Below are 22,931 nucleotides of genomic sequence, written 5' to 3' on the forward strand. Positions count from 1 at the left end.
ACACATATTGCCAATATCTATGCTACAGGGCCCCCCAATTACATTGTCAAGATCAAGCCATTATCGGAGCTTTAAGCTTGACATGGACGCGACCTAAAGGCGGTCTACCCCATTATCTGGCTTGATACTATCCACTAAAAAATCAAGGAGGGTGGCCATTATACCCGTACCCTTGCCCTCAATATCGAAACAAGAAAGAGCTCCTGAGGCTCTACCTACCTATGTGAATGCTTTACAGGGATTCCCTGAGTCGATAGAAAGCATCCGCCCAAAACTGAAATCCAGCCTGTATCATTCACCAGATCCGCAACTCTCTGAAGTATATGGCCTTACAAAATCAGAAGGCCCTTATGGTCAACCAAAACAGCAACACTCAATGCCGTCAAATATGCTCTAGGTGAAGTCGAGGCGAAGTAGGGGGCGATGGCGGTTAATCGTGGTGCGGTAAATGGCCAGCTCTCTTAATACCCGAAATATGTCCGCACATCGATCTACACGACGAATACACTGAAAATCGTACACAGGCAATTCCGCAAGCTGGCCAAAACCAAGGGAGACTTCGCCAATGATAATAACTTATGACCCTTCCTTACGCCGGTATACAGAAAGCCCCTCAGCGCTAAGCGCATCCGATTCAGACCGGAATCTGACATTATCACAGTTGGTGATACACCTCTCTGATCGCTTGGAGAAATATATCAGTCTATGAAGCCACTTGGCTGACACTGAGTGTTGAATACCCTCAAGATAACAGTACCTCGTTGCCATTTGTACAAAACCCCCCACTTCAGTTCGCCTGTCAAATGGACAGCTGGTAAACTCTGCCCGTTGTACTGGAAACTCCGGACGCCAAGTCTTGCTCCCCTCCCTTGCATGACTAGCGTTGCCTGAGGTTCCCCAATAACTATTACAGACAGAGGAACCTCTATGTCTTCTAATGTCGCGGACGTCACTACGGCGGCCACACCTGGCTCAGGCGAGTTGCTTGGGCACCCCAAGGGTCTCTACATCTGTTTTGCGACAGAACTGTGGGAACGCTTCTCTTTCTATGGGATGAAGTACTTACTGCTACTTTATCTCACAAAGTATCACCTCTTTACGGACAGCGCTGGCTATGATGTCCTCGGGGCTTACGCTGGCCTCGTTTATGCCCTCCCCCTGATTGGTGGCCTTTTGGCTGACCGCTACCTGGGCATGAGAAAGGCTGTCCTGTTCGGCGGTATTTTGCTCTGTTTGGGGCACTTGTTGATGGCGGTCGAAGGCCATCAGGCGATTTCCTACGCCGCCGGCACTGTTCTCAGTGAGGCAATTACATTAAATGATGGCACAGTCATCGCTGCGGGCACCACCCTGACAGAAAAAGTGGTGATTCAGGATGTTGTTGCACTCAAAGTCTTCTTTATGGCTCTGGCCCTGATCACCGTTGGTGTGGGCTTCCTGAAGCCAAACATCTCGACAATTGTCGGCCAGCTATACCCCAAAAATGACTCCCGTCGCGATGCCGGATTTACCATTTTCTATATGGGTATTAACGTCGGCTCCTTTATCGCCACCCTGCTGTGCGGCTGGCTTGGGGAAACCTACGGCTGGGGCTATGGCTTTGGCCTCGCCGGTATCGGCATGGTATTCGGCCTGATCACCTTTATCTGGGGACAAAAGTACCTGGATGGACTGGCTGAGCCAAGCCGCCCCGAAGTGCTCAAAGAGAAGGCCCTCGGCCCCATCAACAAAGAGTGGGCCGTATACCTTGGCGCCATCCTGTCTTTGGGAGCGGTCTGGTACCTCGTACAAAGTGAGCCCGCCGTTCACCTTGCGCAAAACAGCCTTCTGATCGTGGCGATTGTCGGTCTGATCCTGTTCTCCATGCTGTACAAAGACAATAAAGGCAAAGACTTTGTTGCTATCGGTATGGCTGCGCTCACCGCTGTTCTCGGCCTAATTTGGGCGTTTAGCGGCAATGACATCTGGCTCGGTGGAATGCTGCTGGCCCTGGTAGGCTTTATTGGCTATGGCTTTGTTCGCCACTATAGCGAAGAGTTCTCCCGCACGGTGGTATTGATGGTTCTGATTACCTCTACCATCGTATTCTGGGCGCTGTTCGAACAGTCTGCCGGTTCCATGACTCTCTATGCAGACCGCGTACTGGATCGCTCTATCGGCGATGGAGAAGTTCGCGCTTCCATGTTCGGCTCCTTGAACGCTGGCTTTATCATGCTCCTGGCGATTCCGTTTGCCGCCCTGTGGGTATGGCTCGGCAAGCGCGGCTGGGAACCCAGCACCCCGGTAAAATTCGGTCTCGGTATTATCCAGGCTGGCCTCGGCTTTGGCGCCCTGGTTCTCGGTGCGGAGTTCCCCACAGAGGCGGGCAAGGTTGCAATGATCTGGCTGGTATTGGCCTATCTGCTGCACACCTCCGGTGAGCTGTGCTTGTCCCCTGTTGGCCTGTCTGCTGTAACCAAGTTGTCTATTGGTAAAGTGGTCAGCGTCAGCATGGGTACCTGGTTCCTGGCAACTGCCCTATCTGAAACCGTTGCAACGCGAATCGGTAAGATGGCTGCTGTTCCCCAGGGTGAAGCCACAGACCTGGCCTCAACCCTAACTACTTATACCAGTTTGTATGAGTATCTGATGTGGTGGGGCCTCGGCGTGGGTGCCTTGATGATTATCATCTCCCCGCTCCTGAAAAAAGGAATGTGCGGTATCCGCTAATCGCAGCAATAACGCAAAACCCAAAAGGCCACTGCATTGCAGTGGCCTTTTTTATTGGTCTGCTGTTGAGCCGCTATAGGCGCGATTAAATCAGCCCTTGCAGCAGCCCCATATTCAACCAGATAAAACGCAGGCCGATCACACACAGTAAAAGCGCAAAACAATGCTTCAGCATTTTCGCTGAAAGCCGGTGGGCGAGGTTTGCGCCGAAACGGGCAAACAGGGTACTGGTGATAACAATACCGACAAAGGCCGGCCAGTAAATATAGCCACTGCTCCACTCAGGCAGCAGTTCGTTATTCCACCCCTGGTAGACAAAACTGAGGGCGCCGGCGATGGCGATGGGTAGCCCGCACGCAGCAGACGTAGCGACAGCGCGCTGCATCTGTACGCGACAGCGGGACAGAAACGGCACCGTCAATGAACCGCCGCCAATACCAAAAATCGCAGATGCCCAACCGATCACACCACTCGCAGAGACCAGCACGGGCGCACCAGGCAGGTTCCCAGCCCCTTCAGCTACCTGGGCGTGGCGAATACCGCTCAGCCACATGCGCACCGCAATCACAATCGCAAAAATGCCGATCAACAACTGCAACCAGGCTCCGGGCAGTAATTCAGCCGTTGCGCCTCCAATCCAAGAGCCAAGCAAAATGCCGGGGACCATAACCCGAAAGAGCTTCCAGTCCACCGCACCTTTTTTGTGATGGGCGCGCACCGAGCTTATTGAAGTAACAATAATCGTGGCAAGAGAGGTACCCACAGCCATATGGGTGAGAATTTCCGGGGGAGTACCCATGGCAGTGAAGACCAGGACCAGGGCGGGGACAATAATCAGCCCGCCGCCCACACCGAATAATCCGGCAATGGTTCCCGCAGCGGCACCGAGCAATAAATAAACCAGCAGTGTTTCCATAATTCCCTCAGATTAAATACGACCATCAATTTAAGGCGATCGTATTTAAACAGATAAGAACTAAGGAGGCCCCTGAATAATTCTTTGATGCCCCTGGCTTTCAGAGTGGTTCACAATCACGGGCAGCTTCACAGGAATGCCTAGGCCTTGCTGAACGTGAATCGCCGAAAGGCCCGCAGGATTTCATAGGCCCCTGTGGAAAAGAGCTGGCTTAGCGACGGCTCTCAACAGTAAGCCAATCGAAACCCTCCTGCTGACAGGCAAAGATGCAGCTCTCCACACTGGCCGCGACATCCGCCAGGGCCTCCTTGGCCAGGGTGAGACTATTATTTTTCTCACTGATATGGGCTACCACTAAGTGTTGCAGTTGCTCATAGCCAACTCTGTGCAGAAATCCCGCCGCCTGCTGATTACTCAGGTGCCCGTAAGCACCGCCAACGCGCCGCTTTAGCGAGGGGGGATAAGGTCCCTGCGCCAGCATCAGGGGATCGTGGTTCGCTTCTAAAACCAGAGCGTCACAATCGCCGAAGTGCGCTTCGACATGGGGGGTAATGGTCCCCAAGTCTGTCAGCAACCCCAAACTGCTGCCACGACTGCGGAAAACAAACTGCGCGGCCTCGCGGGCATCGTGAGGGACCGCAACCGGGGTCACTTCAATATCTGCAACCACAAAAGGCTGGTGCCCTTCGATTAGATGCAATGCGGGTAACTTGCCGATATCCCGGGCCTTAAAAGTGCCGGGGGTTAGGTAGACGGGCAGGCCATACCGGCGTGCAAGCGGGCCCACACCCGAGAGGTGGTCGCTGTGTTCATGGGTAACCAGAATTGCAGAAATGTCAGCGGGGGACATACCGAGCCGCGCCATGCGCCGCTCGGTTTCCTTAATGGTAAAACCGCAGTCAACCAAGAGACAGTGATCGCCACTGGCGACCACGGTTCCATTGCCTTTACTACCACTCCCCAGAGAGGCGAAGCGCAGGCCCATTAAATAAGGTTCTGCTGAATAGAGAGAAGCAGCTCTGAGGCCTCATTCTTAGACAGTGGCTGCCCGCGAGTATCACGGATGCGGACTTCGATCTCATCGTCATCATTGCCGCGAACGACAATCAAATAGCCCGGGTAGACGTCTGTCTCGCCCGCGCCGATATTCAGACCGTTGATCTCTTCGAACAGCGCGGGCTCCGCCCCTTTAGACAGGTCAATGCCAGCCAGAATTTGCTGCAAGCTCACCTGATCGGCACTCTCCGCCAATTCATCGCCATCGTCCTTACTGCCCCAGGAGAACCAGCCACCATCATCGTCTTCATCAGATACAAGTTCGCGGTCTTCATCATAGGTGACATAGAAAAGGCCAATATCCGAGTCTTCGCTATGCAGGCGATAGGCACCGGAGTTGACCGCGTGGGCCACGGTTGCCCAGGCTCGTGTCATCTCCAGGTCCATTGCGATATAGGGCTCGTGACCAGAAGGTTCTCTCAACTGCACTTTTAGGGAGCTGCTGCCAATTGCCTGCGCCACCAGAGAGGCGGTAGCGCCGGAGGTCTCTGAAGCCAGGGCTGTGGACATTTCGTCGATCATCCAGCCTTCACGCTCTGGACTGGAGGAGCGCTCCGGCCAGTTAACACTGCCACCGATAGGCGCCGAAGAAGGTACAGAGAGGTGGCGCACGTGAATTTCTGTGGTATCCGGCTGTACCCCGGTCTCAATTTGTAGGCGATACTTATCTTTAGTATCGGGGCTCTCTTTAAAGGCCATCCAGGCGGTTTCCATAACCCCCGCAGTGGCATCCGACATCTCTATACGCAGACCAGAACTGCGCAGGAATTGATGCAACTGGGGCCACACCTCCTCCGGGGGCTGGGATACCAGTACCCAGCGGTTAGCGCCGAGCTTCTGGATTTTTACCCTATCCAGACCCGCATTAGCCGAGATTGCCTGGGGGCGAGGTACCTGAAAATCCCCCCGGGCCAACTGCTCTCCTGCAATCTGGGGAATCTCGTAGAGTTCCTCTTGGTGCTTGGTATTCACACCTTCAGGCATCCTCAGGGGAGGCAGACTGTCGGCGTGTTGGTAGTCATTACTGCGATCGCGGAAATAGCCATCGTTGCCGAACACACCGCACCCCGCCAGCGCAATGCTGGAAATAAAGAGCCCGGCTCCAACGGTCAATTTTTTCATTAAAGCTATCCTGGTTAATTCTCAGTTCGCGGATTTAGAGTACACCGGCACTGCGCAGAGCTTCGCGCACTGTTCCGTGGTGCTCAGGGGCCAGGCTCGTCAGTGGCAGGCGGATTCCACCATCAACACGTCCCATCTCCCGGAGAGCCCATTTCACCGGTATCGGGTTGGACTCCAAAAACAACACTTCGTGCAATATTTGTATTCGCTGATCGATTGCCCTCGCGGTCACCGCATCTCCCACCAGAGCCGCTTCACACATTTGGGCCACCGCAGCGGGGGCCACATTGGCCGTTACGCTGATATTACCGTGGCCTCCCAGCAGCATTAACTCAACAGCGGTGCTGTCATCGCCGGAGTAAACGGCAAACCCTTCGGGCAGAGTATCTATTAAAACCTTTGCCCGCTCCAAGTCACCGGTGGCTTCCTTGATGCCCACGATATTGCCCACCGACGCCAGCCGCTGGACCGTCTCTGGCAGCATATCGACTGCCGTACGGCCAGGTACATTGTAGAGGATCTGCGGGATAGAGACCGATTTAGCTATCGCACGGTAGTGCTGATAGAGGCCTTCTTGGGTGGGCTTGTTGTAATAAGGTGTAACCAGCAAACAGGCATCTGCACCGCACCTAGCGGCATTTTCTGTGAGCTCAATCGCTTCAGTTGTGGAGTTGGCACCCGTCCCTGCAATCACCGGTATCCGACCGGCCACCTGGTCCACAACACGGCGGATAACCTCAATATGCTCATTGAAGTCCAGGGTTGCAGATTCACCAGTAGTACCCACGGCAACCAGTGCCCGGGTCCCCTGTTCAATATGCCACTCAACCAGATTGTGCAGACTGTCCCAGTCCGGGCTTCCATCTGCATACATTGGGGTGGCCAGGGCCACCATACTACCGGTTAACATCCTCACTCCTTATTTCTTGCACTCCACCCGGAATAGCACCGCCAGAGTCAGATCAGTATGTTACTTAGGCCAGGGTACTTAGGAGCGCGACTAGCTCGCCGCTCTCCTGCGCTTTTTCTTCTTTTTACGTACCCCGTGATACACGTTTTCTGCCCCCTCAGGGCGGGTCTTAAAACGTCGGTGCACCCACATATACTGCTCGGGCGCCTCGCGAATACGGGCTTCGATAAACTCGTTCACCAAGATGGCATCTTGCCGCTCATCCCCAGAGGGGATCTGCTCAATAGGGTCGTAAATTTTCAAATGGTAGCCCGATCCATTGTCCTGGCGGGTCACCACATAGGGCACGACTTTGGCTTTCCCAACCCGGGCAAACCGCGAAGTTCCCGTGACAGTCGCCGCAGGAATACCAAAGAACGGAGCAAATATCCCCTGTTTGATCCCGTAATCCTGATCGGGAGCATACCAGACTGCGCGCCCCCGCTGCAGGGCCCTGAGTACTCCGCGCACATCTTTACGCTGATAAACACTGCCGTTTTCCGTATGGCGTTCACGCCCCTTGCGCTGCATATAGTCATACACAGGGTTCTTGTGCGGCCGGTACATGCCATCGAGGGTGATACTCATCCCCATCAGAGCGGCGCCGAGTTCCAGGGTGGTAAAGTGCATAGCCATCAGGAGGACGCCCTGCCCCTCGGTCTGAATAGACTGTAAAGCCTCCAGCCCCTCAAAGGTAAAGCGCTTGCGCAACCAGCGGGCAGAGCGAAACCAGGCCATACCGGTTTCCATCAAGGCGATACCGCTGGACTCAAAGTTGCGCAGCAACAGTTCGGCCCTTTCGCGCTCTCCCAATTCGGGGAAGCACAGCGCGAGATTGCGTTCGGCAATAGTGCGGCGACTGGTGGCTACCTTGAGCATCAAGCGCCCAAACCCACGCCCTATGGCCAACTGCCAGCGGTAGGGCAACTGGGCCAGTAAAAACCAGAGAGCAAAAAGCAGCCAGGTCAGCCAGTAGCGAGGGTGCAGCAGCGCCGCGCGAAATCGGGGTTTTTCCATCGGGTCTATTCAGGCTGAGGTGCAAAGGCACCCACTAAGTCGGTTGAAAGCGACGTAGTATACCCTATGAAAAGAGCGCCGGGGTCGAGCCCCTGCGACAGAGCTTCAGTGCCGCAGCAGTGTATCCAATTCATCCACGGCGACACACCAGTCTGAATCATCCCGGATGGCGCTCTCCAAAAACTCCCGCTGCCCCTCAGTCCAAAACGAGGCCGCAGAGAGTTTCTCATGGCGATGTAAAAAGTGCGTACCCAGGAATGTGTTGATCTGCGCCTCTTCAGAGGCCAGTCCCAGCTGGGAAAACAAATCCTTCAGAGTATGGTGTCCGGTGGTTTCCATAGCAATTTCCGCTAACTAGTGAGGCGGCCATATTTTTATGGCACCTGGCCCCATTATAGTGAGCCCCTCAGCCCGTTAAGGGGCCGGGTTGGGGTTCTCTCGGTGGATCGCTTCAATCGCAGCCAATTGCTCATCTGCTAAGCGGATTGCAACACTGGAAATATTGGAGCGCAATTGCTCCGGGGTCGTGGCACCAATAATATTGGCGCTAACAAATGGCTGCTGATTCACAAACGCCAGTGCCATCTGCGCCGGGTCCAGACCAAACTGCCGGGCCAAGTCTACATATGCCTGGGTTGCAGCCTGGGTGCGCTTACCGGCATAGCGCTGAAAGCGGTCATAACGACTGAGCCGAGCGCCCTGCGGCTTTCGCCCGTCTAAATACTTGCCCGATAACATCCCGAATGCGAGGGGCGAATACGCCAGCAGGCCACACCGCTCGCGAATCGCGATTTCCGCACAGCCAATTTCAAAAGTTCTATTCAAAAGGTTGTAGGGGTTTTGAATTGATGCAATTCGAGGCCTCCCGTACACCACCGACTGTTGCAGGTACTCGAACAGCCCCCAGGGGGTTTCATTGGAAATGCCGATATGGCGAACCTTGCCCTGCTCAAGCAATGTCTCCAACGCCCCCAGTGTTTCGGCAATGGAGACACCGTCATCGTCGCTGTGAATATAATCCAGGCGACCAAAGAAGTTTGTCTGCCTTTCCGGCCAGTGGATTTGGTAGAGATCGATATAGTCGGTGCGCAGGCGTTTTAGGGAGTCGTCACAAGCCTGCAAAATCTGCTCGCGACTCAGACGGGGGCCCGAACGAATATGACCAACGCCGGAGTTGGCGGCACTGCGGCCGGCGACCTTGGTGGCGAGAACAATCCGATCCCGGCCGCCGCGCGCGGCCAGCCAATTGCCGATATATTCTTCCGTTCGCCCCTGGGTTTCCGGGCGAGGTGGCACCGGGTACATTTCCGCGCAGTCAATAAAATTGACCCCCTGTGCCAGGGCATAATCGAGCTGTTCAGCGGCCTCAGCTTCACTGTTCTGCTCACCGTAGGTCATAGTGCCCAGGCAAATCTGACTGACCTTTAGGTCAGTGGTGCCCAGCTGGCGGTACTCCATTAAATAGTCCCCACAAATCAAACAGCGGATTATGCAACTTTGCCAGGAGAACTCTGAGTAATTCCGCAATCTCTCTGCGGACCTTGCAGAAATATCACGAAATTATGCAGAGGCTCCCAGGGAAGAGTAGTAGGACGGAAAGAAAGGGGGAAAGCGGGACTCCGCAACAGAGCCCCGCCCATCATTAGCTGAAGTTGGCCTCTACCAGAGGGGAGGTATCCGCCTCGTAGTCAACGCCATCTACACCAAATCCAAACAGCTTGAGAAAATCCGCTTGGTAACCCTTGAAGTCGCTCAGGTCAAACAGGTTCTCAGCGGTGACCTCGGGCCACAGTTTTTCAATCTTTGCCTGAGTCTCGGGGCGCAGCTCTTTCTCGTCCATACGCAGGCGACTCGCATCGTCGAGGCGCGGGCTATCGGTATAGAGGCCCTCGGTGTAGAGACGGTATAACTGTTCGATACAGCCCTCATGAGTCCCCTCTTCTTTCATGACTTTATAGACGAGGGAGATATACAGTGGCATCACCGGGATAGCGGAGCTGGACTGAGTCACCAGTGCCTTCAAAACGGCGACGCTGGCCGCAGCTTTACCGCTGTCAGTAATGGCTTTTGCCGCGCGATCGAGGTCTTCTTTGGCCTTGCCGATAGTCGCGTGACCATAAATCGGCCAGGTGAGCTTTTCACCGATATAGGTGTAGGCCACGGTCTTGCAATTATCAGCGAGAACACCGGCCTCTCCGAGGGCCTGCATCCACAATTCCCAATCTTCCCCCCCCATCACCTTAACGGTATTTTCGATCTCTTCCTCACTCGCCGGCTCCAGAGTGATATCGGAGATCTCCAACTTGTCAGTGTTCAGATTCTTGGCGGTATAGGACTTATTGATGGGTTTGAGTACAGAGCTGTACAGCTCACCGGTCTTAGGGTCTTTACGGCGCGGGGAAGCGAGGCTGTAAACCACGAGATCGACCTGCCCCAGGTCCTCTTTGATCATCTCTACAGTCTGGGCTTTCACCTCATCGGAGAAGGCATCGCCATTGATACTCTTCGCGTAAAGACCCGCTTTGTGCGCCTCCTGTTCAAAGGCGGCGGAGTTGTAATAGCCCGCAGAAGCCGTGCGCTTCTCGGTGGGCGGCTTCTCGAAGAACACCCCCAGAGTGCTGGCGCCGCAACCAAAAGCAGCGGTGATTCGCGATGCCAAGCCGTAACCTGTAGAAGCTCCTAACACCAATACCTTTTTAGGCCCGTTTTCAACCGCTGCCTGGGACTGAATATACTCAATCTGCTCGCGGACATGAGCAGCACAGCCCTGCGGGTGGGCATTGGTACAAATAAAACCGCGTACTTTCGGCTGGATGATCATCCTTACAGTCTCTCCCTTCGTCTTTTGGGAATCGTCGTTACCAGATCACAGATACGCTGGTGGCGCTCTGGAAACTATCATCCCGGGGCACAAGTGCGACGCCCGGGTCATGTTTGCGGACCATTCTAATCCCTGTCGCCGGGGAGTCCCATAGCGGCAATTCCCACAATTTGTATATGGCGTCCAAAATATCTGCTATCCCGGCCAAAGCGGCCCGGCTCCCGCTGAGCCTCGCCCAGAAAGCGATTTTTTATGACTTTCCCGCCCAGTAATGGGGACACTGCAATTAATAGCGCGCCAGAGCGGTGCTGTTGAAGGGGCGGTTGACATCTTGCATGCAGAAAGCCCCTTAACGGCGGCTCTTCTGAGCTGGCATACCGTATGCAGGGTTTCCCTAGCGGCGGATTGCTGCAATACAGCCGAGCCATGGATGGCTCACCCGTTGTTCAACCCCCAGTCAGTTAGGAAGGTCAGAAGTGAAATACTATTCGCGTTACTGTGTAAAACCCGGGGACCTGAATCCCGCCCAGCGTCTCTTTGGCGGGCAGCTCCTGTCCTGGATTGATGAGGAGGCGGCAATCTTTGCCGGCTGCCAAATGGAGACCCCCATGCTAGTCACCAAGCTGATGTCGGAAATTAACTTTGTCAGCTCCGCTTGCTGTGGCGATGTGCTGGAGTTTGGTTTTGAAGTGGTGGGCATCGGCCAGACCTCTCTGACGGTGCGCTGCGAAGTTCGCAACAAACAATCGCAACAACTGATTGCACAAGTAGATCAAATCGTATTTGTCGCGCTGGATGCCAATGGCAAGCCAATCCCTCACACAAAAGCCGGTATGTCCCTGGAACAGGCCCGTCTCGCCACGCTGCGCGAGTGTAAAATGGCCAGCTGACTCTGTGCCAAAGCCAGCCATCCACTGAAACGGTGGCGGTATACTGATGCCTTTGCATTAACCGCCACCCCTGCTTGAACAGCCCTTGCCCGATCAGCCTGCACTGGAGAAAGTGAATCCCTCCCCCCATCCAAATACGGCGTAGACTCGTGGGGGTGTTCTCGATAGCGGCTGTAATTCAGCGCAATTCCTATTCCACTTCGATAGTGTATCCTGGCGCCAATCGCTATAGCCCGACGTAGAGGCGCCAAATATATGCTGAACTTCCTTCACCAACACGGGTTCCGCCTATCCCTGCTAACCCTGTTTGCCCTGACCTGGGGCTGGTCTGCCTGGGAGCCTCTGCACCCCGACGATTGGCTGCTGGAGAACTATTTAGTATTTGCCGCTCTGCCGGTAATTTTGCTCAGTGCGCGGACCTTTCCTCTATCGAATATCTCCTACACATTGATCACCCTGTTTATGTGTCTCCATGTGATCGGCTCCCACTACACCTATGCCGAAACACCCTTTGGCTACACATTGCAGGCGTGGCTGGGCTCTGAGCGGAATATGTACGACCGCTTGGTACACTTCAGCTTTGGCCTGCTGCTAGCCTATCCCGTGCGGGAGATTCTAGTGCGCCTGGCCCGGCTACGAGGCTTCTGGGGCTACTTCTTCCCGGTAGACGTCACTTTTGCGCTTTCCTCCATCTACGAAATCATCGAGTGGCAGGCGGCAAAGGCTGTTTCCCCAGAATTGGGGGCCGCCTTCCTCGGCTCCCAGGGAGATATCTGGGACGCACAAAAAGATATGCTGCTGGCAGGGCTCGGCTCCATCACCACGATGCTGCTGGTCTTTGCCCTCAACCTGTGGCTGAACTCCAACGCCTGGAGTGAGATTCGCAATAGCTTGAAAGCTCCCCCTGGTGACAGAGCCCTGGGCGAGGCCCGCCTGCGCCACTGGTGGAACAGCCGGCGCGGCTAAAGTGCTATTTAGACAGCGCGTGATTCAGTGGTAGGCGGGTGGTCTGCTTCATCGTCTCCATCACAAAACTGGAGCTGACATCAAACAGGTCGGCCTTGATCAGCTCCTTGTAGAGGCGGTCGTAACCGGGCATATCGGTCACAACCGCCTTAATCAAATAATCCAGGTCGCCACTCATACGGTGAACTTCGAGAATCTCCGCCACTCCCTGCACCAATTCAGCAAAACGGGCAGCCCATTGATCGTTGTGTTGATTGGTACGGATTGAGATATAGACCGTCAGGGGCAGATTTAATTTTTGTTGATCGAGCAGGGTCACCCTGTCGCCAATCACCCCATCTTCCTCAAGGCGATGTATACGGCGCCAGCATGCCGATTTGGACATCCCCACCCGCTCGGCAATATCCCCCACTGACAGAGTGGCATCCGCCTGTAACAACTCGAGTATCGCCCTGTCCTGCTTGCTTAATCCCACGGTCATAGTAAATCCCCCAGCGCCCCTTCTGATCACAAAAAAAGCAATCGGTTCAAATTCACGATAAATAGCCTTTTATCGGCACGATATTTCACAAAGAAAATAATAACAGATACAAGTAGGGACATTGTTTCGGGCTTATCCGGATAGAGTGATCAGCAAATAACAGGGGGAAAGAAATCATGGCAGACCTGATCAAATACATCCGCAATTCGGTCATCGGCGATATGCAGCCAATAGTGACGCCGTTTGGCAGGCGCCCACTGGTCTACGCCGACTACACTGCCTCCGGGCGCGCGCTGACATTTATCGAAGATGCTATCCGCCAGCAGGCGCTGCCCTTCTATGCCAACACCCACAGCGAGAGTTCCTATACCGGCGCCCATACCACGGCACTGCGCGAGCAGGCCCGGGAAGAAATTCGCCGGGCTGTCAACGCCAGTGACAGCCACAAAGTCATTTTTTGCGGTTCCGGTGCAACAGCCGCAATCAATAAATTAATCGATATTCTCAATCTGCGCCTACCCGCAGATCTGGATAAACAACACCAGCTCCTCGATAGGATTCCAGCGCATCAACGCCCGGTTATTTTTATCGGCCCCTATGAACACCACTCCAATGAACTCCCCTGGCGAGAAAGCATTGCCGATCTGGTATCTATTCCACTGAACCGCGATGGCAAACTGGACCTGCATGCACTGGAGTTAGCCCTGCGCGCCCATGCCGATAGACCGGTCAAAATCGGCAGCTTTTCGGCGGCCTCCAACGTGACTGGTATCAAAACCGAGGTGGATAAGGTAACCGCACTGCTGAAAAAGTACGGCGCCCTCTCTTTTTGGGACTACGCCGCCGCAGCGCCCTATGTACAAATTGATATGCAGGGCCCGGCAACAGCGGATGGCCTCGGGCAAAAAGATGCGGTATTTATCTCCCCCCATAAATTTATCGGTGGGCCGGGTACTCCGGGTATTCTGGTTGTACACGAAGACCTGCTGAAAAATTCAGTACCCGCCACACCGGGAGGCGGAACTGTCCTCTATGTGACACCGGAGGACCACCGCTACCTGGAGGACGCCGAGCGCAGCGAGGAGGGCGGCACCCCGGCCATTATCGAATCGATTAGGGCCGGTATGGTTTTTAAGCTCCAACAAACCGTGGGTACGGAAGAGATCAGCCAGCGCGAAAACCAATTTTTACAGCGCGCGCTGCAACGCTGGTCGCGGGAAGAGGCGATAGAAATTCTCGGCAATACTGACGCTCCACGGCTGTCGATCATTTCCCTGCGTATTAAATGGCAGGAGAAGGACTTGCATTACGGCTTTGTCGTGGCGCTGCTGAACGATCTATTTGGAATCCAAGTGCGCGGAGGCTGCTCCTGTGCCGGCCCCTATGGCCACGCTTTACTGGGCATCGATATGGCCCACAGTAAATCCCTGGAAACACAAATCCTAAAGGGCCACAAGGTGCTGAGGCCCGGCTGGGTGAGACTCAATTTTAACTACTTCATCAGTGAGGAAGTCTTCGAGTATCTGCTGGAGGCAGTGGCCTTGGTGGCCAAATACGGCTGGAGGCTGCTCCCCTTTTACCGCTTTGATCCGCTGACCGGTGTCTGGCGATATCAGGGTAAGACGATGCAAACATCCGTTGATATCCCCAAACTGACATTTTCCGCAACAGAGGCCGAGCCGGTCGCAGAAAACCCATGCAGTTTAGAACTTAGAGACTATTTGCAGATGGGAGAACAAGAACTTCGCCGAATTAACCGCGAAGCCCATTTCTACGATTTAAGATTGCCAGACGAGGCGGAATCCCTGCGCTGGTATGCCAGTCCCCGGGAAGCGGCACTGGCACTTTAGCGACAAGGTTATAGGAGTAGCTGCGCCTAGCGCAGAAGTAACAGAGGCTGGCGGGTTTTCAACAGCATTTTTGCGGTGATACTTCCCAACAGAAAGTCATGCAGGCGGTTGTGGCTGAAAGCCCCCATCACGGTCAGGTCAATCTGGTGCTCAGTTTGATAGGCCACCAAAGCCTCAACCGTATTGCCCGTGAGGTTGCTGGCAGTGCTGGCCAATCCGGCGGAGTCCAGTATTGCCGAGGCCTCGGCCAATAATTTCTCCGCAGTTTCAGCGGGCCCGACATGGACCAGGTGACAAGAGAGTTCGCGAAACAGCGGGCTCTCCGCAACCATAGCCAGAGCCTTGCGCGAGGCCTCGCTGCCATCGTAGGCCAACATCACCCTGCTCGGTGCCTTGAAGTCCCGGTTGACCACCAGAATCGGCTTGTGCAGCGAGCGCACCACCGTCTCCAGGTGCGCCCCCAGCCCCCGCTCGGAATCACCGTGCTCTTCACCGCGAATCCCCAGCACCAGCGCGCGGATGGAGTCTTCCAGCTCCACGACTGATTCGGTCAGACTATCGTGGCGCTGACAGGCCTGGATATTTTGCACCCCCGCCTCTTCAGCGCGACTGCGTGCGGCCTGCAACATCAGCTTGCCCTGCTGCACCATCAACTGCGCCCGCTGCTGCTCCAGCGCAGTTAACTCCTCCAGCAACTCCTCCTGGCTACCCAGGCCGATGCTGCCGGTAAAATCGGTCACCGCAGGGACATTGCTTCTTTCGATGTTGTGCAACAGCTTTAACGGTGCCTGCAAGCTCCTGGCCAGCCAGGCCGAGTAATCACATACCGCTCCTGTGTAATGAGAGCCATCAATACAGGAGAGTACCAGGGCGGCACTGCCACCATTGACTGTGTTCTCGTTGTTATTATTGCTGCTGCTTGCGACCATCAATGTCCTCCAAGAACCCGCTCAATTTCCTCGGGCTTATCGTGTACGCCGAAACGGTCGACGATCGTTTCACTGGCTTTGTTTAGCCCCACCAGTTCAATCCGCGCGCCCTCGCGGCGGAGCTTAAGCACCACCTTATCCAGCGCATTAACTCCGGAAACATCCCAGAAGTGCGCGCGGCTGAGATCGATCACCACCGTATCCACCACCTCTTTGAAGTCAAATGAAGCGGTAAACTTATCGGCAGAGTTGAAAAATACCTGCCCAATAACTTTGTAAGTGCGGCGACTCTGCTTTTCATCCAGAGAGCTGCTCACATACATAAAGTGACTGACTTTATTGGCAAAGAACAGCGATGCCAACAGCACACCGACAAATACACCATAGGCCAGGTTGTGGGTCCACACTACCACAACCACAGTGGCAATCATGACCAAATTTGTAGAGAGGGGGTAGTGCTTTAAGTTGCGAATGGAGCTCCAGTCAAAGGTGCCGATGGAAACCATAATCATGACCGCCACCAGCGCCGCCATGGGAATCACCGCGACCCAGTCACTGATAAACACCACCAGGGTCAGCAGGCCGATACCGGCCACCAGGGTGGAGAGGCGACCACGGCCACCGGACTTCACATTGATTACGGACTGGCCGATCATGGCACAGCCAGCCATACCGCCGAGGCTGCCCGCAGCAATATTGGCAATACCCTGGCCCTTACACTCGCGGTTCTTGTCACTGGTAGTATCGGTCAGGTCGTCGACAATCGTCGCGGTCATCAGAGACTCCAGCAAACCCACCACCGCCAGACCTGCGGAGTAGGGAAAGATAATTTGCAGGGTTTCAAAATTGAACGGCACTTCTGGCCAGAGGAAAATCGGCAGGGTATCCGGCAACTCTCCCATATCGCCGACAGTGCGAATATCCAACCCCATAGTTACCGCCACTGCGGTGAGCAGCAGGATACACACCAGTGGCGATGGCACCGCCTTGCCGATCACGGGGATATAAGGGAACAGGTAAATAATCCCCAGGCCCGCCGCCGTCATTGCGTAGACTTCCCAGGTACCGCCGATCAGCTCGGGCATTTGCGCCAGGAATATCAGTATCGCCAGGGCATTGACGAACCCAGTCACCACAGCGCGGGAGACAAAGCTCATTAAACTCCCCAGCTTTAAGTAACCGGCAATAATCTGCAAGACCCCCGTCAATAGGGTTGCCGCGAGTAGATATTGCAACCCGTGTTCTTTCACCAGGGTCACCATCAGCAGCGCCATGGCCCCGGTGGCAGCGGAAATCATTCCCGGGCGGCCGCCGACAAATGCAATAACAACAGCGATACAGAAAGAGGCGTAAAGCCCAACTCTCGGGTCAACACCCGCGATAATTGAGAAGGCGATAGCTTCGGGGATCAAAGCCAGGGCCACTACCAGGCCGGCGAGAACATCCCGACGTATGTTGCCGAACCAGTCGGCTTTGGTCGATGAGAGCAGCGAAGGAAACATAGGAGACAGCTAATTAAATTGAGATTGATCAAAAAAAGGCCGCGCACTCTACCATAAACGGCGGTGGCCCCGCATGGCCGCAGCCCCCTCCCCCAGCTCCCCACTGGAAAATGGCCCCTCTGTCCACAGCTGTCCACCTCCGGACAGGGCGGACAGCGGACACTTTCTGCGGACACCCGTAAAACAGCAGTAATCTACAAAAAAACAAAAAATCCTTTTATTTCAGTAGGTTATACGTGATTTAAAAGTTGGCATGTTTCTTGCCAAACCTCTCCTGGAAAGCAGATTTTTAACGCTGAATCCAAATTTCCAAAAGCCTGCATCCAAATAGCAATGACGGGCAAAACAGCAAGAAAACGGAAAGCCGCAATGATTAGAGATACTTCCGGACAAGATACCAAGATAGAAGCCGTGCCGGTTTGGAAGAACAAAAAGGTCGTCAAAGCCTCGATATTTGCAGGTTTGACGGCGGTATTTCTGGCCTGGGGTGTCAACGCCTGGCACCGCACTGGCTCCGTCGACAGCACCCTCTCCCTGTCTCAAATCAATATCGCCCAGGTCCAGCGCGGAGATCTGGTGCGGGACCTGGTGGTCCAGGGGCAAGTGGTCGCCGCCAATAGCCCCACCCTGTTCAGTCCGGCCCAGGGCATCGTCAAGTTTGCTGTTAAAGCTGGCGATACCGTTGAGGCGGGGCAATTGCTGGCCACCCTCGACAGTCCGGAACTGTCCAACCAGCTGGCTCAGGAAAATGCCCAACTCAACCAGCTCAGCGTGAATCTGCAACGACAGAAAATCCAGGCCAAACGCCAGCATATGGAGAACCAACAAAAAGCCGACTTGGCCAAGGTCAACCTCACTGCCGCCAAGCGAGAACTGAGACGCGCAGAACTGTCGATGGAAAAGCAGATCATCTCGCGGCTGGATTTTGAAAAGACCAACGACGATATGACCCGCGCACAGCTGGAGTACGAGCAAGCCGTACAGAATGCCGAGCTGGAGAAGGAGTCGCTGACTTTCGAGACCCAGAACCTGGAGCTTCAGGTTTCCCAGCAGCGCCTACAGGTACAGGAGACCGAGCGCCGTGTCCGGGAGCTGAATATTGTCTCTCCAGTCAACGGCACTGTCGGCAGTCTGGCGGTGGCGCAGCGCAGCGCCGTTGGTGCCAATACAGCTCTTATTACGGTAGTCGATCTCACCAGCTTCGAACTCGAAGCCAAAGTACCGGAAAACTATGCCGACGACCTGGGCATCAGTATGGCGGTGGCCATCAATCTCGCTGGAAAAGAACTGCCGGGGGAAATTACCGCAATCTCTCCAGAGGTCATTAACGGCCAAGTCGTTGCGCGGGTCCGCTTTACCGGGGGACAACCGCAAAAGCTGAGGCAAAACCTCCGCCTCACCGCCCGCATTCTGCTGGAAAACCGCAATAACGTCCTGCTGGTCAAACGCGGCGGCTTTCTCGATCAAAGCGGTGGCAACTATGTATTCCGCCTGAACAGTGAACAACAGGCGGAGCGGGTATCCATACAGATAGGCGCCTTCGGCCTAAAACAGGTGGAAATTATCTCCGGCCTACAGGAGGGGGACAGAATCATTATCTCCTCTTCTGAAGAGCTTGAGAGTGCCCAGTTGGTTGCCTTAACCGATTAAGCGCGAATTCAAATTGGGGCCGGCTATAGCCCCTGAGTCAACGAATCAATTATTTGAAGTTTAAGAAAAAGGGAATATCGCAATGTTGAAAATGAACAATATCCGCAAAAGTTTTCGCACCGATACTATCGAAACTCACGCGCTGCGGGATTTTAGTCTCGAAGTAAAAGAGGGCGAATTCGTGTCCGTCACCGGCCCCAGTGGCTCCGGCAAAACCACCTTCCTCAATATTGCCGGCCTGCTGGAAACCCCCACCAATGGCGAGTACCTGCTCGATGGCGACAATGTCAGCAATCTCAATGACCGCCAGCGCTCACAGCTGCGCAATGAGAAAATCGGCTTTATTTTCCAGGGATTTAACCTGATTCCCGATCTGACCCTGTTCGACAATATCGATGTCCCCCTGCGCTATCGAGGCTTCAATGCAAAAGAGCGCCGCAAGCGTATTGAGAAGGTGCTAGAGCAGGTTGGCCTGTCCGCTCGCGCCAAGCACCTGCCGGCACAACTGTCCGGTGGACAACAGCAGCGTATCGCGATCGCCCGCGCTTTAGCCGGCGAACCCCGCTTCCTGCTGGCAGACGAACCCACCGGCAATCTCGACTCCTTAATGGCCCGCCAAGTTATGGAGCTACTGGAATTTATTAACGAGTGGGGAACCACCATCGTTATGGTCACCCACGACCCAGAGCTCGCTCGCCGCGCCCATCGCAATATCCAGATTGTGGACGGGCAGGTATGCGACTTGCGCGCAGTTCCCGAGCAGCCTGCTGCCGTGACTGCTTAAGGAGCCCGCACCATGTTTGGATACTATATTTCCCTGGCCCTGCGCAGCTTGCGCGGTACTCCAATTTTAAGTGGTTTGATGATCACTGCTATTGCTGTGGGTGTGGGTGCCTCGATGACGGTACTCACCCTCAACTATATGATGTCGCAAAACGCACTCAAGCATAAAGATGATGTTCTTTTCGCTGTGCAACTGGATGGCTGGAACCCTAAGGAAGCTGCTGATACAGCCAATGAGATACCGTGGCAACTGACTTACCGAGATACACAAGCGCTACTGCGCTCAGATATTCCAACTCGTCAGGTTGCCATGCATCGCTTCGGGTTTACGGTTCAACTTGAAGAATCCTCAATGCGCCCTTTTACCGCATCTACCCGCGTCACTACGCGCGATTTCTTTTCCCTTTTTGATGTGCCTTTTATCTATGGTGGTACCTGGGAAAATGAAGCAGACTCTTCTCACGTAACAGTTGTTGTTCTATCCAAGTCGATGAATGACAAATTGTTTTCTGGCGAAGATAGTGTAGGAAAAACTATCAGCCTAAACGGCGAGCCCTTTACCGTTGTTGGTGTTATTGATCACTGGGAGCCCGCTCCTAAAGTTTATGACCTTAACAACAATGTCTTTGGCAGCGCCGAAAAACTGTTTGTGCCTTTCGGACTACACAGGAAACTGGAAATATACAGCTGGGGAAACACCAATGGGTGGAAAAATGGTGAAGGCCATGGCTACGAAGGATTCCTACAGAGTGAGGATATTTGGATACAGTATTGGGTCGAGATAAATAGTAGTGAGCAAAAAGTTCAATATGAAGATTTCCTGACTGCATATATTAATGGTGAAAAAACACAAGGGCGCTTTGCACGACCATTAAAATTCGCCCTGAGCAAGCCCTCTGAATGGCTGGTTCTCAATGAGGTCCTCAGAGATGATAATCGTGTATTGGGCTGGATATCTCTGGCTTTCTTATTAGTTTGCGTCATCAATGCAGTAGCTTTACTGCTGGCTAAATTTTTGCGTAAAGCACCCGAAGCTGGTGTCCGTCGCGCCCTAGGAGCGAGCCGAGGCGCTATTTTCACCCAACACTTAATTGAAAGTTCTGCCATTGGAGTGATCGGTGGTATCGCCGGAATATTTATTGCGGCTATGGGTATTAATGGAATCCGCTACCTAGCCATGGGGCAAATGGATACTGTAGCCACGATGGATTGGGTAATGATGATTGCAGCCATCGGCCTCGCTTTGATTGCAAGCCTACTCGCAGGAATCTATCCCGCTTGGCGTATCAGCCGTACCAACCCCTCTATTTATCTGAAAACCCAGTAAGGCCGAATCATGTTGGAATTGAAACCTATGTTGTCTGCCCTCTGGCGCAACAAAATCTCAGCAATGCTAATCGCTATACAACTAGCATTAACACTAGCGATCATCAGTAATATTGTGGTTATTGTAAAGGATCGCATTGACAAGATAGCACGACCTACAGGTATTGCCGTGGAAGAAATTATTGCTATAAATGTTATGGCAATCCCCCAAGATTATGACATGATCAATGCAGCGTCTTCTGATTTAAAATTGCTCCGCGAACTTCCCCATGTCAAGGATGCATCTGTTACACCGCAAGTACCCTTATCACAATCAGGGTCTGCCGGCGTATTTTACACGCAACCAAATCAGGAAATCGGTGGGGTCGTCTCCAACCGCTACAATACAGATCCAAACTTTATTAATACTCTAGGTCTTAATTTAATTGCGGGTCGCAATTTCACAGACGTGGAAATGCAGTATTTTGACCCTAATGAAATTAGGAAAATGTCAGTTGCCATTATCACTAAGCAGTTCGCTGAAAAACTGTACCCTAACCAGGACCCAATCGGTAAACCCTTATATGATGGCAACAACCATCCAATTGAAATTATTGGTGTTGTCGAGAGGCACCTGGGTGCCTGGGTAGGATGGTCAAAGGCAGGTAATGTAGCCTTTTTTCCCGTCGTTAGAAACACACAAGATATAAACTATTTAGTTCGGGCTGAACCAGGAAAGCTCAATGACGTATTGAAGGTATTAGAGGAGAAGTTATCTGAACGCGACCCACAAAGAGTGATAAAAACAAAAGTTCTTACAGAGTATGTCGCCAGCAGTTATGCTCGCGATAATTTAATGGTTAAAGTCCTGTCTACTGTTGCAGCCATGTTAAGTTTTATTGTAGCTCTTGGCATTGTAGGCCTAACCATATTCTGGATTAATCAAAGGGCCAAGCAAATTGGTGTTAGACGTGCATTAGGGGCTACCCGCACCAATATCAGCCGCTACTTCCTGTTAGAAAACGGGATAATCGCCAGTCTGGGCATTGCCGTTGGAAGTGCGGCAGCCTTGATTGCCAATCAATATATGGTTCGAGATTACTCACAGCCAGTTTTAACTTTGGCTCCCCTGGCTATTTGCGCGCTGTTGGTTCTCTTAGTCAGCCTTGGCGCCGCACTGGCCCCAGCACTGCGAGCAGCAAACATATCACCAGCGACAGCCACCCGGAGCATTTAAATAATCATCGGGGGGGCTTATCTCCCCCGATAAAAAACCAGCAATTTTCAATCCCCTCTCCCACCACCTATATTGGGGCAGCCCCAACTGCCCCAATATAGCCAACAATAAGGATATTGGTAATGTTAAAGGATCTCTCTGCTTTCATATTCATGGAACTGGCTCTACTGAGTCCAATGTCACTGGCAGAGCAACACCCCGTGATTCCCGGCCCCCAGCTATCCGAGGAATTAGCTCAGCAGATTACAAGTGCTGACCAACACTTATTTGATGCGCTATTCAACCACTGCGATCTAAGCGAAGCACAGGACCTGGTTACCGAAGACTTTGAAATGTACCACGATAAGTGGGGACAAACAGCGAAATCCGGTGAGGAATTTGTCAGGATCATCAGCAATATGTGTAAGCAACGCGAGAATGGCAGTGATATTCATGCACGGCGTGAATTAGTAATCGATAGTATTGAAATCTATCCCGTTAACCACTACGGGGCTATTCAAACCGGTATTCATCGTTTTTACGGCATCAATGATGACAAAAGCGAAACCTTGCGTGAAAGTTCTCAATTTACTCACCTCTGGAAACAGGTCGACGGCTCCTGGCGGCTCGCCAGGGTATTGAGCTTTGACCATAAACCCGCCAACCCAAACAGCGTCGACTAGCCCCCCCTGTAAAGGGGAAAATATGTCGCAGGCATTTCCTCTCAGCAGCACACACTGCATAATGGGACTATCAAGAGCACGCTCAG

The 22,931-nt window shown here is 53.6% G+C and carries 21 protein-coding genes; 9 read left to right on the forward strand and 12 right to left on the reverse strand.

Annotated features, from left to right (window positions below):
* Nucleotides 1-393: 393 nt before the first annotated feature.
* Nucleotides 394-522: a hypothetical protein gene (locus ACJJIK_RS11250; RefSeq protein ID WP_444932252.1), complete on the reverse strand. Its 129-nt coding sequence runs from the start codon at nucleotides 520-522 to the stop codon at nucleotides 394-396.
* Between the two features lie 405 nt (nucleotides 523-927).
* Between ACJJIK_RS11250 and ACJJIK_RS11255 the strand changes: the two genes are divergently transcribed.
* Nucleotides 928-2,709 (forward strand): peptide MFS transporter, encoded by a 1,782-nt coding sequence (locus tag ACJJIK_RS11255; RefSeq protein ID WP_444932253.1) that lies wholly within the window; start codon nucleotides 928-930, stop codon nucleotides 2,707-2,709.
* Between the two features lie 85 nt (nucleotides 2,710-2,794).
* Here ACJJIK_RS11255 and ACJJIK_RS11260 read toward each other — a convergent pair whose 3' ends face one another.
* The 8 genes from ACJJIK_RS11260 to fabV form a co-directional block, all read right to left on the reverse strand.
* Nucleotides 2,795-3,625, reverse strand: a complete 831-nt coding sequence (locus ACJJIK_RS11260; RefSeq protein ID WP_444942791.1) for a sulfite exporter TauE/SafE family protein — start codon at nucleotides 3,623-3,625, stop codon at nucleotides 2,795-2,797.
* Between the two features lie 211 nt (nucleotides 3,626-3,836).
* Nucleotides 3,837-4,610 (reverse strand): MBL fold metallo-hydrolase, encoded by a 774-nt coding sequence (locus tag ACJJIK_RS11265; RefSeq protein ID WP_444932255.1) that lies wholly within the window; start codon nucleotides 4,608-4,610, stop codon nucleotides 3,837-3,839.
* Entirely contained in the window at nucleotides 4,610-5,803 is a 1,194-nt protein-coding gene (bamC, locus tag ACJJIK_RS11270; protein WP_444932256.1) for an outer membrane protein assembly factor BamC, read from the reverse strand. The genes ACJJIK_RS11265 and bamC overlap by 1 nt, the downstream gene beginning before the upstream one ends.
* Nucleotides 5,804-5,837: 34 nt before the next feature.
* Nucleotides 5,838-6,713 carry a 4-hydroxy-tetrahydrodipicolinate synthase gene (dapA, locus tag ACJJIK_RS11275; protein ID WP_444942792.1) on the reverse strand — a complete coding sequence of 292 codons (876 nt, stop codon included), beginning with the start codon at nucleotides 6,711-6,713 and terminating at the stop codon, nucleotides 5,838-5,840.
* 90 nt (nucleotides 6,714-6,803) lie between these two features.
* Complete coding sequence (gene lpxL, locus ACJJIK_RS11280) at nucleotides 6,804-7,769, reverse strand: LpxL/LpxP family Kdo(2)-lipid IV(A) lauroyl/palmitoleoyl acyltransferase (protein ID WP_444942793.1); 966 nt, start codon at nucleotides 7,767-7,769, stop codon at nucleotides 6,804-6,806.
* Nucleotides 7,770-7,874: 105 nt separating this feature from the next.
* A complete protein-coding gene (locus ACJJIK_RS11285; RefSeq protein ID WP_444932259.1) occupies nucleotides 7,875-8,108 on the reverse strand; it encodes a DUF2789 family protein in 234 nt (77 codons plus the stop codon).
* Between the two features lie 75 nt (nucleotides 8,109-8,183).
* A complete protein-coding gene (locus ACJJIK_RS11290; RefSeq protein WP_444942794.1) occupies nucleotides 8,184-9,227 on the reverse strand; it encodes an NADP(H)-dependent aldo-keto reductase in 1,044 nt (347 codons plus the stop codon).
* A gap of 184 nt (nucleotides 9,228-9,411) precedes the next feature.
* Nucleotides 9,412-10,590 carry an enoyl-ACP reductase FabV gene (fabV, locus tag ACJJIK_RS11295; RefSeq protein ID WP_444932261.1) on the reverse strand — a complete coding sequence of 393 codons (1,179 nt, stop codon included), beginning with the start codon at nucleotides 10,588-10,590 and terminating at the stop codon, nucleotides 9,412-9,414.
* Between the two features lie 476 nt (nucleotides 10,591-11,066).
* On the opposite strand from fabV, the gene ACJJIK_RS11300 reads away from it, so the two are divergent.
* Nucleotides 11,067-11,480, forward strand: coding sequence for an acyl-CoA thioesterase (locus ACJJIK_RS11300; RefSeq protein ID WP_444932262.1), 414 nt, complete (start codon nucleotides 11,067-11,069; stop codon nucleotides 11,478-11,480).
* A 255-nt stretch (nucleotides 11,481-11,735) separates the two neighbouring features.
* Complete coding sequence (locus ACJJIK_RS11305; protein WP_444942795.1) at nucleotides 11,736-12,446, forward strand: DUF2238 domain-containing protein; 711 nt, start codon at nucleotides 11,736-11,738, stop codon at nucleotides 12,444-12,446.
* A gap of 4 nt (nucleotides 12,447-12,450) precedes the next feature.
* On the opposite strand, the gene ACJJIK_RS11310 is transcribed toward ACJJIK_RS11305, so the two are convergent.
* Entirely contained in the window at nucleotides 12,451-12,927 is a 477-nt protein-coding gene (locus tag ACJJIK_RS11310; RefSeq protein WP_444942796.1) for an Lrp/AsnC family transcriptional regulator, read from the reverse strand.
* Between the two features lie 176 nt (nucleotides 12,928-13,103).
* Between ACJJIK_RS11310 and ACJJIK_RS11315 the strand changes: the two genes are divergently transcribed.
* Nucleotides 13,104-14,777: an aminotransferase class V-fold PLP-dependent enzyme gene (locus ACJJIK_RS11315; protein ID WP_444942797.1), complete on the forward strand. Its 1,674-nt coding sequence runs from the start codon at nucleotides 13,104-13,106 to the stop codon at nucleotides 14,775-14,777.
* Between the two features lie 26 nt (nucleotides 14,778-14,803).
* On the opposite strand, the gene ACJJIK_RS11320 is transcribed toward ACJJIK_RS11315, so the two are convergent.
* Both ACJJIK_RS11320 and ACJJIK_RS11325 read right to left on the reverse strand, forming a co-directional pair.
* Nucleotides 14,804-15,706: a universal stress protein gene (locus ACJJIK_RS11320; protein WP_444942798.1), complete on the reverse strand. Its 903-nt coding sequence runs from the start codon at nucleotides 15,704-15,706 to the stop codon at nucleotides 14,804-14,806.
* Entirely contained in the window at nucleotides 15,706-17,208 is a 1,503-nt protein-coding gene (locus ACJJIK_RS11325; RefSeq protein ID WP_444942799.1) for a SulP family inorganic anion transporter, read from the reverse strand. The genes ACJJIK_RS11320 and ACJJIK_RS11325 overlap by 1 nt, the downstream gene beginning before the upstream one ends.
* A 369-nt stretch (nucleotides 17,209-17,577) precedes the next feature.
* On the opposite strand from ACJJIK_RS11325, the gene ACJJIK_RS11330 reads away from it, so the two are divergent.
* The 5 genes from ACJJIK_RS11330 to ACJJIK_RS11350 all read left to right on the forward strand — a co-directional run bounded on the left by ACJJIK_RS11330 (nucleotide 17,578) and on the right by ACJJIK_RS11350 (nucleotide 22,845).
* Nucleotides 17,578-18,858 (forward strand): efflux RND transporter periplasmic adaptor subunit, encoded by a 1,281-nt coding sequence (locus ACJJIK_RS11330; RefSeq protein WP_444942800.1) that lies wholly within the window; start codon nucleotides 17,578-17,580, stop codon nucleotides 18,856-18,858.
* A gap of 82 nt (nucleotides 18,859-18,940) precedes the next feature.
* On the forward strand, nucleotides 18,941-19,642 hold the full coding sequence (locus ACJJIK_RS11335; RefSeq protein ID WP_444942801.1) for an ABC transporter ATP-binding protein: 702 nt from the start codon (nucleotides 18,941-18,943) through the stop codon (nucleotides 19,640-19,642).
* Nucleotides 19,643-19,654: 12 nt separating this feature from the next.
* Nucleotides 19,655-20,968: an ABC transporter permease gene (locus ACJJIK_RS11340; RefSeq protein WP_444932270.1), complete on the forward strand. Its 1,314-nt coding sequence runs from the start codon at nucleotides 19,655-19,657 to the stop codon at nucleotides 20,966-20,968.
* Nucleotides 20,969-20,977: 9 nt separating this feature from the next.
* Complete coding sequence (locus ACJJIK_RS11345) at nucleotides 20,978-22,183, forward strand: ABC transporter permease (RefSeq protein WP_444932271.1); 1,206 nt, start codon at nucleotides 20,978-20,980, stop codon at nucleotides 22,181-22,183.
* A gap of 122 nt (nucleotides 22,184-22,305) precedes the next feature.
* Complete coding sequence (locus ACJJIK_RS11350; RefSeq protein ID WP_444942802.1) at nucleotides 22,306-22,845, forward strand: nuclear transport factor 2 family protein; 540 nt, start codon at nucleotides 22,306-22,308, stop codon at nucleotides 22,843-22,845.
* Nucleotides 22,846-22,931: the final 86 nt, after the last annotated feature.

Source organism: Microbulbifer regidiadema (SeqCode), assembly GCF_052466995.1.

Coding starts and splice junctions, on each gene's coding strand:
- bamC (WP_444932256.1), bottom strand. CDS start 5,803: ATGAAAAAATTGACCGTTGGAGCCGGGCTCTTTATTTCCAGCATTGCG.
- ACJJIK_RS11350 (WP_444942802.1), top strand. CDS start 22,306: ATGTTAAAGGATCTCTCTGCTTTCATATTCATGGAACTGGCTCTACTG.
- ACJJIK_RS11315 (WP_444942797.1), top strand. CDS start 13,104: ATGGCAGACCTGATCAAATACATCCGCAATTCGGTCATCGGCGATATG.
- ACJJIK_RS11305 (WP_444942795.1), top strand. CDS start 11,736: ATGCTGAACTTCCTTCACCAACACGGGTTCCGCCTATCCCTGCTAACC.
- ACJJIK_RS11255 (WP_444932253.1), top strand. CDS start 928: ATGTCTTCTAATGTCGCGGACGTCACTACGGCGGCCACACCTGGCTCA.
- ACJJIK_RS11265 (WP_444932255.1), bottom strand. CDS start 4,610: ATGGGCCTGCGCTTCGCCTCTCTGGGGAGTGGTAGTAAAGGCAATGGA.
- ACJJIK_RS11340 (WP_444932270.1), top strand. CDS start 19,655: ATGTTTGGATACTATATTTCCCTGGCCCTGCGCAGCTTGCGCGGTACT.
- ACJJIK_RS11330 (WP_444942800.1), top strand. CDS start 17,578: ATGATTAGAGATACTTCCGGACAAGATACCAAGATAGAAGCCGTGCCG.
- ACJJIK_RS11290 (WP_444942794.1), bottom strand. CDS start 9,227: ATGGAGTACCGCCAGCTGGGCACCACTGACCTAAAGGTCAGTCAGATT.
- ACJJIK_RS11335 (WP_444942801.1), top strand. CDS start 18,941: ATGTTGAAAATGAACAATATCCGCAAAAGTTTTCGCACCGATACTATC.
- fabV (WP_444932261.1), bottom strand. CDS start 10,590: ATGATCATCCAGCCGAAAGTACGCGGTTTTATTTGTACCAATGCCCAC.
- dapA (WP_444942792.1), bottom strand. CDS start 6,713: ATGTTAACCGGTAGTATGGTGGCCCTGGCCACCCCAATGTATGCAGAT.
- ACJJIK_RS11310 (WP_444942796.1), bottom strand. CDS start 12,927: ATGACCGTGGGATTAAGCAAGCAGGACAGGGCGATACTCGAGTTGTTA.
- ACJJIK_RS11325 (WP_444942799.1), bottom strand. CDS start 17,208: ATGTTTCCTTCGCTGCTCTCATCGACCAAAGCCGACTGGTTCGGCAAC.
- lpxL (WP_444942793.1), bottom strand. CDS start 7,769: ATGGAAAAACCCCGATTTCGCGCGGCGCTGCTGCACCCTCGCTACTGG.
- ACJJIK_RS11260 (WP_444942791.1), bottom strand. CDS start 3,625: ATGGAAACACTGCTGGTTTATTTATTGCTCGGTGCCGCTGCGGGAACC.
- ACJJIK_RS11320 (WP_444942798.1), bottom strand. CDS start 15,706: ATGGTCGCAAGCAGCAGCAATAATAACAACGAGAACACAGTCAATGGT.
- ACJJIK_RS11285 (WP_444932259.1), bottom strand. CDS start 8,108: ATGGAAACCACCGGACACCATACTCTGAAGGATTTGTTTTCCCAGCTG.
- ACJJIK_RS11345 (WP_444932271.1), top strand. CDS start 20,978: ATGTTGGAATTGAAACCTATGTTGTCTGCCCTCTGGCGCAACAAAATC.